The following is a 13,847-nucleotide window of genomic DNA, read 5'->3' as shown; positions in this document are numbered from 1 at the left end:
ACAGTGCGCTCGCGCGGTACGCGTGCGGTACGGAAGGACGGTCCCCGTGACGGAGGAAGCGGAGCTCCCCGAGGCGCCCGAACAGGCGCGGAAAGTCTTCGGCGAGTACTTCCCCGAGGCCGTGCGGTACGCGGAGCTGCTCGCGGACGCCGGTGTGAAGCGGGGGCTCATCGGCCCCCGTGAGGTTCCGCGGCTCTGGGAGCGCCACATCCTGAACTGCGCCGTCCTCTCGGAGGTCGTTCCCGAGGGCGTCACGGTCTGCGACGTCGGCTCCGGCGCCGGTCTTCCCGGCATCCCGCTGGCGCTGGTGCGGCCCGATCTGAAGATCACGCTCCTGGAGCCGCTGCTGCGCCGCACGAACTTCCTCCTGGAGGTCGTGGAGCTGCTCGGTCTCGACCACGTGACCGTCGTACGGGGCAGGGCCGAGGAGATGCTCGGCAAGTTCCCGCCGGTCCACGTCGTGACCGCCCGTGCCGTGGCGCCCCTGGACCGGCTGGCCGGCTGGGGCGTTCCGCTGCTCCGCCCCTACGGCGAGATGCTGCTGCTGAAGGGCGACACCGCGGAGGAGGAGCTGGACGGGGCGCGTTCGGCGCTCGCCAAGCTCGGCGTGGTGGAGACCTCGGTGCTCCAGGTCGGCGAGGGAATCGTCGATCCGATGTCCACGGTGGTCCGGGTCGAGGTCGGTGAGAGCCCCGGCGGGGTGCGCTTCGCCGCCAAGCGGGCCAAGGCCGCACGGACGAGCAAGACCCGCCGGCGCCGCTGAGCGTCGCATTCGTCCGCTTTCACGGAGTGTCGAACGGTCCCGGCAGGGCCGCAGGGGCATCGTGTTTCACGTGAAACGTCGCTCACTGCTCCAGGGGATCATCAGCCGCGGGCGCGCGGCCGCCACCCCCCGGGACCGCAGACCCCGTGTGAAGCCACCCGCGAGGGTTACGGAGTTTTCCACCGAGGTGGATTCACCCACAGATACACCGACCTCGCTGGTTCAGGACCCCGAAGGCATGGCAGGCTCTTCCCATCGCGAGCTTGATGCCGAGGAGAGTGAATCCTTGCGGTCCGACGCCAACATCGCGGGACCGATGACCGATCCGGTCCCCGGTCCCCGAACCGAATCGGCTGGGGAAGATGTTTCACGTGAAACGCTGCCCCCGATGGACGACACCCCGATTGGCCGTGCTGCACAGCTGGCCGTAGAGGCGCTGGGTCGCGCCGGGGAGGGACTGCCCCGTCCCGAGCAGACCCGGATCATGGTGGTGGCCAACCAGAAGGGCGGAGTGGGCAAGACGACCACGACCGTCAACCTGGCCGCCTCCCTGGCCCTGCACGGCGCCCGCGTCCTCGTCATCGACCTGGACCCGCAGGGCAACGCCTCCACGGCCCTGGGCATCGACCACCACGCCGACGTCCCCTCGATCTACGACGTCCTCGTCGACAGCAGACCGCTCTCCGAGGTGGTCCAGCCGGTCCTGGACGTCGAGGGTCTCTTCTGCGCCCCGGCCACGATCGACCTCGCCGGCGCGGAGATCGAGCTGGTGTCGATGGTGGCACGCGAGAGTCGGCTCCAGCGGGCCATCCAGGCGTACGAGCAGCCGCTCGACTACATCCTGATCGACTGCCCGCCGTCCCTCGGCCTGCTCTCGGTGAACGCCCTGGTGGCCGGCGCCGAGGTGCTCATCCCGATCCAGTGCGAGTACTACGCGCTGGAGGGCCTCGGACAGCTCCTGAAGAACGTCGACCTGGTCCGCGGGCACCTCAACCAGACGCTCCACGTCTCGACGATCCTGCTGACCATGTACGACGGCCGGACCCGGCTCGCCTCCCAGGTCGCCGAGGAAGTCCGCACCCACTTCGGGAAGGAGGTGCTCAGGACCAGCATCCCGCGGTCCGTCCGCATCTCCGAGGCCCCCAGCTACGGCCAGACCGTGATCACCTACGACCCGGGCTCCAGCGGCGCCCTGTCGTACATCGAAGCGGCGCGCGAGATCGCCTTCCGGGGCGTCGCCGTCCACTACGAGCCCCAGCAGCACGGCCGCGTGGGGCACCAGAACAACCAGCACAGCATGGCGGAGGAACTTCAGTGAGCGACCGACGTAGGGGACTGGGGCCGCGGGGGCTCGGCGCGCTGTTCGCCGGTGCCCCCCAGGACCAGCAGGCGCCGGAGACCGGCGCCGTCTCCACGCTCCCCGGGAGCGGCGCGGCACGCCTGTTCCCCCAGAGCACCCCGCAGGCCGAGAAGATGGCGGCACCGGTGGAGCCCGAGCCGGCGCTGGTAGCCGGGGCGTACTTCACCGAGATCCCGATCGGTGACATCACCCCCAACCAGCACCAGCCGAGGAAGGTCTTCGACGAGGACGCCCTCGCCGAGCTGGTCACCTCCATCAACGAGGTCGGCCTCCTCCAGCCCGTGGTCGTCCGCAAGATCGACGGCGGGCGCTACGAGCTGATCATGGGTGAGCGGCGCTGGCGGGCCTCCGACGAGGCCGGCCTGCAGACCATCCCCGCGATCGTCCGGGACACCGACGACGACAAGATGCTCCTGGACGCCCTCCTGGAGAACCTGCACCGGGCCCAGCTGAACCCGCTGGAGGAAGCCGCCGCCTACGAGCAGCTGCTCACCGACTTCAGCTGCACCCACGACCAGCTCGCCGACCGGATCGGGCGCTCGCGCTCGCAGGTCTCCAACACCCTGCGACTGCTGCGGCTCTCCTCGGCCGTCCAGCGTCGGGTCGCCGCCGGGGTGCTCTCCGCCGGTCACGCCCGCGCCCTGCTCGGCGTGGAGGACCCGGAGGCCCAGGACCAGCTGGCGCAGCGGATCGTCGCCGAGGGCCTCTCGGTGCGCACGGTCGAGGAGATCGTGCGGGTGATGAGCTTCGAGGAGCCCGCGGTCACCAAGGCGAAGAAGCCCCGTGCGGGGGCCCGGGTCTCGCCGGTCTTCTCCGACCTGGCCACCCGTCTGTCGGACCGCTTCGAGACCCGGGTGAAGGTCGACCTGGGACAGCAGAAGGGCAAGATCGTCGTCGAGTTCGCCTCGGTGGAGGACCTCGACCGGATCCTGTCGACGCTGGCCCCCGGCGAGAACAAGGTCATGGACCAGCTGAAGGCCGACCAGGAGGGGGAGTACGGCGAGGAGTAGGCCCTCCCTCGCAGTCCCCAGGGCGGGGAGCGTTCCGGGTGTCACCGGGAGGCTCCCCGCCCTTTGCCTGTGTGCGGTGTCGCCCCGAAAGTCCGATGGATACGATTCCGAGAGCCGTATCCGTGCTCGGTGGCCGCCCGGCGGCCAGGGAAGCGAGGGGCAGCTGTGGGGCGTCGGCTCGTACCGCTCACGCTGGACAATCTTCCGCACCTCCCTAAGCGCTGCCGCTCCTGCGTCTTCTGGGAGCTCGATCCCGTGAGCGGCGAGGCCGCGGTGAAGGCGGGCCGCGCGGAGGCGGAGAAGGAGGCGTGGATCTCCGCCGTCCTGCTGGAGTGGGGCTCCTGCGGCCGGGTCGTCTATGTGGACGAGGTCCCGGTCGGATACGTCCTCTACGCTCCCCCGGCCTATGTGCCCCGGTCGACGGCCTTCCCCACGAGCCCCGTGGCGGCCGATGCCGTCCAGCTGATGACGGCCTGGATCATGCCGGAGTACCAGGGTCAGGGGCTGGGCCGGGTGATGGTGCAGACGGTCGCCAAGGACGTGCTGCGGCGGGGGTTCAAGGCGATCGAGGCGTTCGGGGACGCCCGCTGGAAGGAACCGGCCTGTGTGCTGCCGGCCGACCACCTGCTGGCGGTCGGCTTCAAGACGGTACGGCCGCACCCCGCGTTTCCCCGGCTCCGGCTGGAACTGAGGACGACGCTCTCCTGGAAGGAGGACGTCGAGCTGGCCCTGGACCGGCTGCTCGGCGCGGTGCAGAAGGAGCCGGCGCTCCGGCCGCTGTGAACCCGGAGCGCTTCGTGAACCAGGAGCGCCCCCCACGCGAAAACGGCCCGCCCCGGAAAGGGGCGGGCCGTTTCACGTGAAACAGCGTGGGTCACTTCGCCGCGACGAAGGGCTCCAGGTCGCGCAGGATGGCCGCCTTCGGCTTGGCGCCGACGATGGTCTTCACGACCTCGCCGCCCTGGTACACGTTCAGCGTCGGGATGGACATGACGCCGTACTTGGCGGCCGTGGCCGGGTTCTCGTCGATGTTGAGCTTCACGATCTCGATCTCGCCGTGCTCGGCGGCGATGGCCTCCAGCGACGGGGCGATCTGACGGCACGGGCCGCACCAGGCAGCCCAGAAGTCCACCAGGACGGGCTTGTCGCTCTTGAGGACGTCCTCTTCGAAGGAAGCGTCGGTCACGTTCTTCAGGGCGCCGGCCACGGCGGCCTCCTTAACTTCGCGGGGTGTGGGGTGAAGGGAGTTCGGGTCAGACCGCGGGGGTCTCGGCCAGCTTCTCGCTGTCGGCGAGGGCGGCCAGGAAGCGCTCGGCGTCGAGCGCGGCGGAGCAGCCGGTACCGGCGGCCGTGATGGCCTGGCGGTAGGTGTGGTCGACGACGTCACCGGCGCCGAAGACGCCCGTGAGGTTGGTGCGGGTCGACGGGGCGGCGACCTTGAGGTAGCCCTCCGCGTCGAGCTCCAGCTGGCCCTTGAACAGCTCGGTCCGCGGGTCGTGGCCCACGGCGATGAAGAGACCGGTCACCGGCAGCTCGCTGGTCTCGCCGGTCTTGGTGTTGCGCAGGGTCAGACCGGAGAGCTTCTGGTCGCCGTGGATCTCGGCCACCTCGTTGTCCCAGGCGAACTTGATCTTCGGGTCGGCGAAGGCGCGCTCCTGCATGGCCTTGGAGGCACGCAGGGTGTCACGGCGGTGGACGATGGTCACCGACTTGGCGAAGCGCGAGAGGAAGGTCGCCTCCTCGATCGCGGTGTCGCCGCCGCCGACGACGGCGATGTCCTGGTCCTTGAAGAAGAAGCCGTCGCAGGTCGCGCACCAGGAGACGCCGCGGCCGGAGAGAGTGTCCTCGTTCGGCAGGCCGAGCTTGCGGTGCTGCGAGCCGGTGGTGACGATGACGGCCTTGGCGCGGTGCACGGTGCCGGCGGTGTCCGTGACGGTCTTGATCTCACCGGTGAGGTCCACGGCGACGATGTCGTCCGGGACGAGCTCGGCGCCGAAGCGCTCGGCCTGGGCCCGCATGTTGTCCATGAGGTCCGGGCCCATGATGCCGTCACGGAAGCCGGGGAAGTTCTCGACCTCGGTGGTGTTCATCAGGGCGCCACCGGCGGTGACGGCGCCTTCGAAGACCAGCGGGTTCAGCGACGCTCGGGCCGTGTAGAGCGCGGCGGTGTAACCCGCGGGCCCGGAGCCGATGATGATCACGTTACGGACGTCGCTCACGGGTTTCTTCCTCGTCTCTGCGGACTGCCTACTGCCTACGGGGCGGTGTCTCGGTCACTCTCACCCCACCCAACGGATCCTAAGGGGCGAGCATTCCCGAGGGCGCCGCGCGGCGCGTGCGTGAGACGAACCGTGAGACGGAGGCGGGACGCGGAAGCGCTCAGGGCTTCGGGTAGGAGGCCGTCCGGAGCAGCTTCCCCGGCGTGTTCCCGGTGCAGTCGGCGTCGACGACGTACGCCTGCACGCGGTCGCCGTCGGCCCGGTCCGGGAGGACGAGGAGATAGGCGGAGGTGCCCTCGTACTCGCCGCGCTCGGAGGCGAGGACGGTGTCCTGGCGCCCGGTGCCCGCGAGGACGCACGGCGGGAGGGCGCCGTCGCTGTTCCGCTGGGCGGTGCCGACGTTCCCCGACTCCTGGGCCGCGAGCGACTCGGGCCGGTCCGCCTTCGGCGCGCGGACGGCGGGGTCCCCGCCGCCGAGCAGGCTCTCGACCCTGTCCTCGACCGCTTCCCCGGAGAAGGTGCTCAGGGGCGCGGCGGCGGACGTGTCGGAGGCGACGCCGTGGGTGTCCGCGCCGTTCTGGGAGAGCGCGTAGAGGCTGTACGCGCAGACGGCGGCGACCAGCGACCCTGCGATGCCCGAGAGCACGGCGATCCGCCGACGGTGGCGGGTGCGGCCCCGCCCGGGGCCGGTGGCCGCCCGGGGAGCCGGGGGGCGCGCGGAGGAGGGACGGGTGGCGGCGGCCGGGGAGGCTGTTTCACGTGAAACAGCGTCCGCCGGGGCCGTGGTTTCACGTGAAACAGGCCGGGTCGATTCGGGCGCGGTGGCGTCGAGGAGCGCCTCGGCGGCGAGGGCGGCGTCGATCCGGCCGGCGATCTCGGCGGGCATGCGCGGCGGGCCCGGCAGGGTGCCCAGGAGGCCGCGGATCTCCTCCAGGGAGCTGCGGACGTCCGCGCAGAGGGCGCAGCCGTCGAGGTGCCGTCGGACCGTCGCGGACCGGCTCGGGGAGAGCAGGCCCTCGGTCAGGTCGGAGATCTCCGAGACGTCCGGATGCTGTGCGGTGTCGGCCTTGTCGGTCGTGTTCACGCGCCCCCACCTCCACCCTTCACCGCAGCTGGATCAGCCGGTCCGGTTTCCGTCGGCTCCGACACCGGTGGGACGGATGCCCCCGGCGTCCGGTTCCTTCCCCCTTCGGGGGGCTCGTTACCCACGGTGTCCACGCGCAGATGAGTGAGCATCGGCAGCAGCCGGGCCCGCCCGCGCGCGCAGCGGCTCTTCACGGTGCCGGTGGGAACGCCGAGGATACGGGCAGCCTCGGCGACCGGGTATCCCTGCATGTCGACGAGGACGAGGGCGGCGCGCTGGTCGGGGGCGAGCGTCGCGAGCGCGGCGAGCAGCTGCCGGTGGAGGTCCTGGCGCTCGGCGGGGGCCTCGGCGGACTCGTGGGGTTCGAGGAGCTGCTCGAAGCGGGCGGTGTCGTCCACGGGCGAGGTCCGCCGGGTGGCGCTCTTCCGGAGGCGGTCCAGACAGGCGTTCACCGTGATGCGGTGGAGCCAGGTCGTGACGGCCGACTGGCCCCGGAAGGTGTGGGCGGCCCGGAAGGCGGACAGGAGGGCGTCCTGGACGGCGTCGGCGGCCTCCTCGCGGTCCCCCAGGGTGCGGAGCGCCACCGCCCACAGTCGGTCGCGGTGGCGCCGTACGAGCTCACCGAAGGCGTCCGGGTCCCCGGCGACGTGACGGGCCAGGAGTTCCTGGTCGTCTGCGGCGTCTATCGGACGGTCCAACGGTGAGCCCCCTCCCCTGTGTCGTCAGCCCATGACCTTGGCTTCGGTCAGCTGGCCGCGGAACTCGCCGTTGGTGAGTGGCAGTTTCGTCAGCCAGACCAGAACGTAGCGGGTCGTGACGGGCTTGGTGAGCTTCGCCTTGACCTCGCTGCCGGCCTGGGACGCCCGCGTCGTGAACCCTTCGGGCTCGGACGGTGCCGTGGAGGCGTCGGCAGGTGCCGTGCGGATCTCCACCGAGGTGTGTCCCACGAACGACAGGTCGACCTCGCTGACCTTCTGGGCGGTGCCCAGGTCCAGCACCAACCCGACGCCGGACTTCAGGTTGCCGAAGTTCTCGCTGGTGTAGTTCAGCGTGTGCCAGAAGGTGCTGGTGTCCCCGTCGAAGGCGTTCTTCACGGCTTCCGGGTTCTCCGATCCGCTGCCCTTGGGGAGCGGATCGAAGTCTTCGGCGGACACGATCGCGACCGGCTTCGGCGGTTCCGGCTTCTCGTCGACCGGAGGCTGGACGATCGGCGTCTCCTCCTTGGTCTCCTTCGGGAGGAGACGGTCGGCGATCTGCCAGCTGCCGAGGCCCAGCGCGGCGATGAGGAGCGCGCCGACGGCCCACTTCAGCGCCTTGCCCGTGCGGCTCTCCAGCGGGGCCGGCGGGACCGGCAGGGGCTGGGGGGCCACGGGGCGCGGCTGCGGGCGTCCGTACGTGCCCTGCTGGTACGTGGTGCGCTGGTACTGGGCCGGCGGGGGGAACTCCGGCTCCGGCGGCTTGACGCGGGGCATCGCGGCCACGGCCTTGGCGAGTTCGTCCGGCGTGGTGCAGGGCGGCTCCTGACGGGACGCCGTGGCCCCGTCGTTGGCGAGGGCGCGCATGGCGATCTCGGAGAGGCCCCGGTGGACGCCCGCGCGGACCTGGTCCGGCGGGATCAGGCCGACGCCCTTGGGCAGCCCGGAGAGGCCGTAGGCGTCGCTCTCGTACGGCCAGCGCTGGGTGAGCGCCGCGTAGAGGAGGGCGCCGATGGCCTCGGTGTCGGTGCGCTGCGGCCGGTCGGCGGTGATGCCGCGCAGGGCGGCGTTCACGGCGAGGCCGCGGATGCGGTACTGACCGGTGGAGCTGCGCAGCACGGCGCTGGGCGTGAGCCGCAGGTGCGCCAGGCCCTCGCGGTGCGCGGCGGCCATGGCCTGGGAGACCTGGGCCACGAGCTGGTACGCCTCGTGGGCCTGGAGCGGGCCGTCCGCGAGGAGCGCGGTCAGCTCGGTGGCGTCGGGCAGCCACTCGTGGACGACGTAGACGAGGTCGTTCTCCTCGACCGCGTCGAGGACCTGGACGAACCGGGGGTCGCCGAGGAGGGCCGCCGAGCGGGCGGCGGCCAGCACGGAGCGGGCGCGGGGATGGTCGGCGGGAAGCAGGTGCACGCCGACGGCGCGACGCAGCTTCTCGTCGACCGCGCGCCAGCTGCTGAAGCCGTCCAGACGGGTGACGCACTCCTCCAGCCGGTAGCGCCGGGCCAGTTTGTGGCCGCTGTGCAGCTCGGGTGGAGCGAGGGAGGGCTGTTCGCCGTTCTTCCGTTCGACCGCCTTCTGCTCGGGGGCCTCGGTGGGCTCCTCCGCCGTCTTCCGTTCTTCCGCCACCCCGTCGGTCGCGGCCGTGTCCGCCTGCGCGGTCAGCGGGTCGTCACCGCTGTTGTCGGCCACGTCGACGGCAGCCGTGCTACGTTCCGCCACCGTCGTTCCTGCCTCCCCATCCGTTGCGCCACATCCAACAGCCAAGCCAATTGTGCCCACAGTCGGACGCTATGCACGACACACGGGTCCCCCCGATGGTTGCCCCGGGGGAGAGGATCAGCGTCCGAGACGGCCCCGCACCATGCCGACGAGGGTGTTCAGTTCGGTGATCCGCATGCGGCGCGCGGCGACGAAGAAGACGCCGAGCAGCACCGCGCCGCCGACGACGAGCGCGACCAGGGAGCCGAGGGCGCCCTCGCCGAGCAGCTTCAGCAGGCCGAAGCCGACGGCGCCGGCGACGACCGCGGCGGGCAGCGAGGCCATGCAGAGGCGGGCGTAGGTGCGCATCACGTGTGCGCCGTCCAGGTCGCCGCCGAGGCGGTTGCGCAGCCTGCGCCAGGCGATGCCGACGCCGACGGCGTAGGCGAGGCCGTAGGAGGCGGCCATGCCGACCACGGCCCACTGGGCGGGCAGCAGGACGTAGCAGAGGGCGGAGGCCGCCGCGTTGACGGCGGCGACGATGACCGTGTTGTAGAAGGGGGTGCGGGTGTCCTCGTAGGCGTAGAAGCCGCGGAGGACGACGTACTGCACCGAGTAGGGGATCAGGCCGAGGCCGAAGGCCATCAGGATGAAGCCCATGCCCTGGGCGGCCTCGACGCCGCTGGAGGCGTACAGCAGGGTGCACATCGGGACGCCGAGGGCCAGGAAGGCGAAGGAGACCGGGACGATGGCGACGGCGGAGTTCCGCAGGCCCTGGGAGATGTCGTCGCGGACGGCGCCCGGGTCGTCGTCGCTGGCGGCGCGGGAGATCCGGGGCAGCAGCGCGGCCATGACGGAGACCGTGATGATGGCCTGCGGCATGCCCCAGATCAGCTGGGCGTTGGAGTACGCGAGGAAGCCGGCGCCGTTCTTGCCGGACTCCTCGCCGGCCGCGGTGGCGAGCTGGGTGACGACCAGGACGCCCGCCTGGTTGGCGAGGACGAAGAGGACGGTCCACTTGGCGAGCTTGACGGTCTTGCCGAGGCCGTGGCCCTTCCAGTCGAAGCGGGGCCGGAAGCGGAAGCCCGTCTCGCGCAGGTAGGGGATCATCGCCAGCGCCTGCACGACGAGGCCGAGGAGGGTGCCGATGCCGAGCAGGCGGATGCCCTCGTCGGGGATGGTCCGGACGCCCATGTGGGACTCGGCGGAGGTGCCGTAGACCCAGATGAACAGGCCGAAGGTGATGATCATGACGATGTTGTTGAGGACCGGGGTCCACATCATCGCGCCGAACTTGCCGCGGGCGTTGAGGATCTGGCCCATCACCACGTGCACGCCCATGAAGAAGATCGTGGGCAGGCAGTAGCGGGCGAAGGTGACCGCGACGCTGTTGGCGGCGGCGTCGTCGGCGATGGTGTTCGACATCAGCCGGATCAGGACGGGCGCCGCGAAGACGGCCGCGACCACGATCAGGCCGAGCGCCACCATGACGAGGGTGAGCAGGCGGTTGGCGTACGCCTCGCCGCCGTCCTCGTCGTTCTTCATCGAGCGGACCAGCTGCGGCACGAAGACCGAGTTGAGGCCGCCGCCGACGGTGAGGATGTAGATCATCGTCGGCAGGGTGTACGCGATGGTGAAGGTGTCGCCGAGCAGCGCGGCGCCGAGGGCGCCGGTGATGACCAGCGAGCGGACGAAGCCGGTGAGCCGGGAGACCAGCGTGCCGGCGGCCATCACGGCGCTCGACTTCAGCAGCCCGGAGGCGCGGCCGGACTTCTTCGGCGCGGGCGCGGGCAGCGGGTCGGGCTCCGCGGCCGGGGCGGGCACCTGGCCCTGGCCCTGCTGGTCGCGGTAGAGGTGCGCGAAGGCGTCCTGCTCGGGCCGCTCCTCCTCGCTCGCCCGGGTCACCAGGTCGTCGACGCCGGTGAACTGCACCGTGCGGGCGTCGTCGCCGTACGGGAGGTGGCGGGAGGGGCCGTCGGGCTCGGGCGCCGGCGTCTGGGCCCAGACCCGGGGGTCCGGGGCGTGCTGGGGCACGGCCGGCTGCTGGTAGAGCGGCTGCGGTTCCTGGTACGTGCCCGGCGGGGGCGGCGGGTGGGCGGCGCGGTCGTAGAGCGCCTCGCCCACCGGGTCCTGCGCGGACAGGTCGCGCCCCCGGTAGGGGTCGTGCGCGTACGCGTCCTGGACGTAGGGGTCCTGGGCGTACGGGTTCTCGGGGTGCGCGGACGGATCCTGCTGCTGGGCCGCGTACGGGTCCTGCTGCTGGGCCGCGTACGGGCTCTGCGCGTGCGGGGCCTGCGGCGGGTACCCGGGGTGCTGCCCCTGCGGGAGCGGCTGCCCGTCCGGCCCGGTGGGGGGAACGGGCGTGCCGCCGGACGGTGCGGCGCCGCCCGCACCCTGCCCGCGGTCAGCGTCGTACGGCGCGTTCATGGTTACCCCACCTCATCGTCCCCGGCCGACCGGCCACGACATCGCTCAACGGTCCACTTTCTCACCCGGGCCCGACGGGTCGCCGCTTTCGGAGCCGGTGTCCGCGTCCGGGTCACTCGGGTGCCCGGCTCCGTCGGCCGTGTCGCCCTCGGTCGTGTCCTTCGCGGCAGGGGCCCCGACGGTGCCGGCAGCGGCGTGCTCCGGAGCCCCGTCCTCCCCTTCGGTCTCCGCCTCCGCCCGGGCCTCGGCCTCGGCGGCGCGGGCGGCGAGGCGCTTGCGCTGGCTGTACATGCGGACACCCGCGAGGACGAGGAGCAGCACGCCGCCGGCGATGACGAGCATCACGGTCGGAGTCATCTCGGAGACCTTCACGGAGAAGGTCATCGAGGTGCCGTAGGGGGTGCCGTCCGCCGTGTACAGCTGGGCGGTCATGGAGACCTGGCCGTTGGCGTTGGCCGAGGCGGGGAACTTCACCGACTGGCTGTGCCCGGCGCGGACCGTGATCGGCAGCTCCGCCGAGGTGCCGCCGTCGACCTTGAGGCGGGTTCCGTTGCTGGAGGTCAGCCGCAGGACGAGCCCCTCCACGTCCTGGAGGAGCCTGTTCTGCACCGTGACGGGGATCGTGGCGCTGCGCCCCGACAGGGTCAGGTCCGACTTGTCGACGAGGACGACGCTCTTGGTGAGGCGCTGGAGGACGTCCTGGACGTCGACGCGGTAGATCGCCGCCTCGGTCGTCCGGCCGCGCCAGGAGGTGGACATCTCGCGGTTGATGGCGTTGCCGATCGGCGGGACGACGCGGGTCGCGTCGGAGAGGATGACCTTGAAGTCGTCCAGCTCGTCGCCCGTGGTCTTCATGTCGCGGAAGGCTTCCACCGGAAGCTCCGTGGCCCGGAGCTTCTTCGGGTACTGCCCGGCGCGCGGCACCGCGGTGGTGGCGTCGGGGTCGGGCTTGGCCGCCGCCGCGGCGACCAGGTCGAGCGGCTCGGTCCAGCGCTTGGCACCGAGCCCGCGCACGGCCGCCGCCATCGCCTGGGCCTGGGACACGCTCGGCTGCCGCTGCGGGGCGACCACGACGCTGCGCCGGTCCTGCGGCTGCTCCAGGGTGATCGCGAGGGTCTGCGCCAGGAACTCCTGGACGGCGAGCGTCGAGGTCTCGGCCCGGACCATGTCGCCCTGGAAGGCGGTCGACAGCTCCGCGTCGCTGACCACGGCCGTGGTGCCGCCGCCGAGGGGGCGGGCCGCGGTGGGGGTGTAGGAGAGGTCGTCGTCCTGGATGCTGTCGCTGCGGGCGATCACCTTGCGGGCGCCCGCGGAGGTCGCGACCGCCATGATCGAGGGGTCGACGGCGCCGTCGACGGGCCAGGCGAAGTCGGTGGCCGGCTGGACGTGGAGGATCGTCTCCACGGTCGATCCGGCCAGGGCGGTCGCCGACTGGAGGTGCTTCAGCGAGCCGGGGACGGCCTTGCCCCGGTGGGCGAGGGAGGCGAGGTCGGGGTCGGCGAAGGGCAGCGCGACCACCTTGCGGCCCTGCACCGCCGCCTCCAGCTGCCCGAGCCAGCGCTCGGCCAGCTTCCGGTTCGGCTCCGTGCCGGCGGCGTGCCCGGTGCCGTCCTTGACCCGGTAGCCGTTGGCCATGGCGTCGACGGAGGCCAGCAGGTCCGGGTCGATCACCCAGGTGACCGGGAGGTCCTTGCCCAGGCTGACCATCTCGTCGAGCCGGCCGCCGGGGCGCAGCTCCTCGGCCAGGTCGTCGTCCTGGAAGACCGCGCTCTGCTGGTCGTCCGAGGCGGTGTCGGCCGAGATGTGGGCCGAGGAGATCAGCGGCCACAGGTAGGTGAGCTGGGTCCGCTTGGCGGTCGGCTCGGGCTGGTACGGCAGGAAGGTCCGCTCGATGCCGAGCACACGGTCCCAGCGCGCGTCCGAGGTCTGGCCGGAGAGGGAGACGCCCAGCTGGTAGACGCCGCCCTCGTCGTCGAGGTCCAGCTCGGAGACGGGCACGGAGATCCGGAAGTCGCGGGGGACGCCGACGGGCAGGTTCGCGATGTCGATCTCGGGGGCGTCCAGCGGCCGCGGGTCGCTGTCGGAGCGGAAGCCCTTGCGGCGGGCGACCTGGTCGATCTCGCTGCGGCTGTCCATCCGCGGGCCGACGCGCAGGTTCACCGTCGCGTCGGTGATGGTCCGCTTGCCGCGGTTGGTCAGCGTGCCGGTGACGGTGACGGTGTCGCCCTCGACCGGGGCACTCGGGGTCAGCGTGTCGATCGCCACATCGACCGTCCGGGAGACCGGGGTGTCCGCGGCGGCCTGGGCCGGCGCGGGGTTGTGGAGCAGACCGGCGAGGAGGGGGGCCCCGACGGCGACGGTGAGGGTGCGCCGCAGCCATCGGCGGGCAGGTGAGGGACCGGTTCCCTGGAAAGCTGCCGCCTCAGCCACGCGTTCGCCCGTCCTCGTCGTTGTCGGTGGTGCCCGTGATGCCAGTGGTTCCCGGCCGCTGTGTCCAGGCATGGTAACGAGGCAGAGAGGGGCCGAGTGCCGGGGACTCCTCCAGCCGATGACGCGGGAGGAGGCCGTTTTCACAGGAACCCCACAGGCGC

At 71.8% G+C, this 13,847-nt stretch carries 11 protein-coding genes; 4 read left to right on the top strand and 7 right to left on the bottom strand.

Annotated features, from left to right (window positions below; translation table 11 throughout):
* Positions 1-46: 46 nt before the first annotated feature.
* From rsmG to IE321_RS01855, 4 genes are all read left to right on the top strand, one after another.
* Complete coding sequence (rsmG, locus tag IE321_RS01870) at positions 47-763, top strand: 16S rRNA (guanine(527)-N(7))-methyltransferase RsmG (RefSeq protein ID WP_043222718.1); 717 nt, start codon at positions 47-49, stop codon at positions 761-763.
* Between the two features lie 238 nt (positions 764-1,001).
* Positions 1,002-2,081 (top strand): ParA family protein, encoded by a 1,080-nt coding sequence (locus IE321_RS01865; RefSeq protein WP_190221471.1) that lies wholly within the window; start codon positions 1,002-1,004, stop codon positions 2,079-2,081.
* A complete protein-coding gene (locus IE321_RS01860; protein ID WP_190221470.1) occupies positions 2,078-3,133 on the top strand; it encodes a ParB/RepB/Spo0J family partition protein in 1,056 nt (351 codons plus the stop codon). The genes IE321_RS01865 and IE321_RS01860 overlap by 4 nt, the downstream gene beginning before the upstream one ends.
* Before the next feature lie 165 nt (positions 3,134-3,298).
* On the top strand, positions 3,299-3,916 hold the full coding sequence (locus IE321_RS01855) for a GNAT family N-acetyltransferase (RefSeq protein ID WP_190221469.1): 618 nt from the start codon (positions 3,299-3,301) through the stop codon (positions 3,914-3,916).
* Positions 3,917-4,007: 91 nt separating this feature from the next.
* On the opposite strand, the gene trxA is transcribed toward IE321_RS01855, so the two are convergent.
* From trxA to IE321_RS01820, 7 genes are all read right to left on the bottom strand, one after another.
* Positions 4,008-4,340 (bottom strand): thioredoxin, encoded by a 333-nt coding sequence (gene trxA / locus IE321_RS01850; protein WP_043222711.1) that lies wholly within the window; start codon positions 4,338-4,340, stop codon positions 4,008-4,010.
* Between the two features lie 46 nt (positions 4,341-4,386).
* Positions 4,387-5,352 (bottom strand): thioredoxin-disulfide reductase, encoded by a 966-nt coding sequence (trxB, locus tag IE321_RS01845; protein WP_043222709.1) that lies wholly within the window; start codon positions 5,350-5,352, stop codon positions 4,387-4,389.
* A 160-nt stretch (positions 5,353-5,512) separates the two neighbouring features.
* Entirely contained in the window at positions 5,513-6,436 is a 924-nt protein-coding gene (locus tag IE321_RS01840) for an RsmA family anti-sigma factor (protein WP_190221468.1), read from the bottom strand.
* Positions 6,433-7,134 carry an RNA polymerase sigma factor SigM gene (sigM, locus tag IE321_RS01835; protein WP_043222703.1) on the bottom strand — a complete coding sequence of 234 codons (702 nt, stop codon included), beginning with the start codon at positions 7,132-7,134 and terminating at the stop codon, positions 6,433-6,435. Before sigM ends, IE321_RS01840 begins: the two co-directional genes overlap by 4 nt.
* A gap of 24 nt (positions 7,135-7,158) precedes the next feature.
* Positions 7,159-8,850 carry a protein kinase family protein gene (locus tag IE321_RS01830; RefSeq protein ID WP_043222701.1) on the bottom strand — a complete coding sequence of 564 codons (1,692 nt, stop codon included), beginning with the start codon at positions 8,848-8,850 and terminating at the stop codon, positions 7,159-7,161.
* Positions 8,851-8,967: 117 nt separating this feature from the next.
* Entirely contained in the window at positions 8,968-11,256 is a 2,289-nt protein-coding gene (gene murJ / locus IE321_RS01825; RefSeq protein ID WP_190221467.1) for a murein biosynthesis integral membrane protein MurJ, read from the bottom strand.
* A gap of 45 nt (positions 11,257-11,301) precedes the next feature.
* Positions 11,302-13,686, bottom strand: coding sequence for a DUF6049 family protein (locus IE321_RS01820; protein ID WP_190221466.1), 2,385 nt, complete (start codon positions 13,684-13,686; stop codon positions 11,302-11,304).
* Positions 13,687-13,847 lie beyond the last annotated feature (161 nt).

This window comes from Streptomyces hydrogenans, from assembly GCF_014656075.1.
Classification (GTDB): domain Bacteria; phylum Actinomycetota; class Actinomycetes; order Streptomycetales; family Streptomycetaceae; genus Streptomyces; species Streptomyces hydrogenans.
This window is presented reverse-complemented; position numbering and strand designations above follow the sequence as displayed.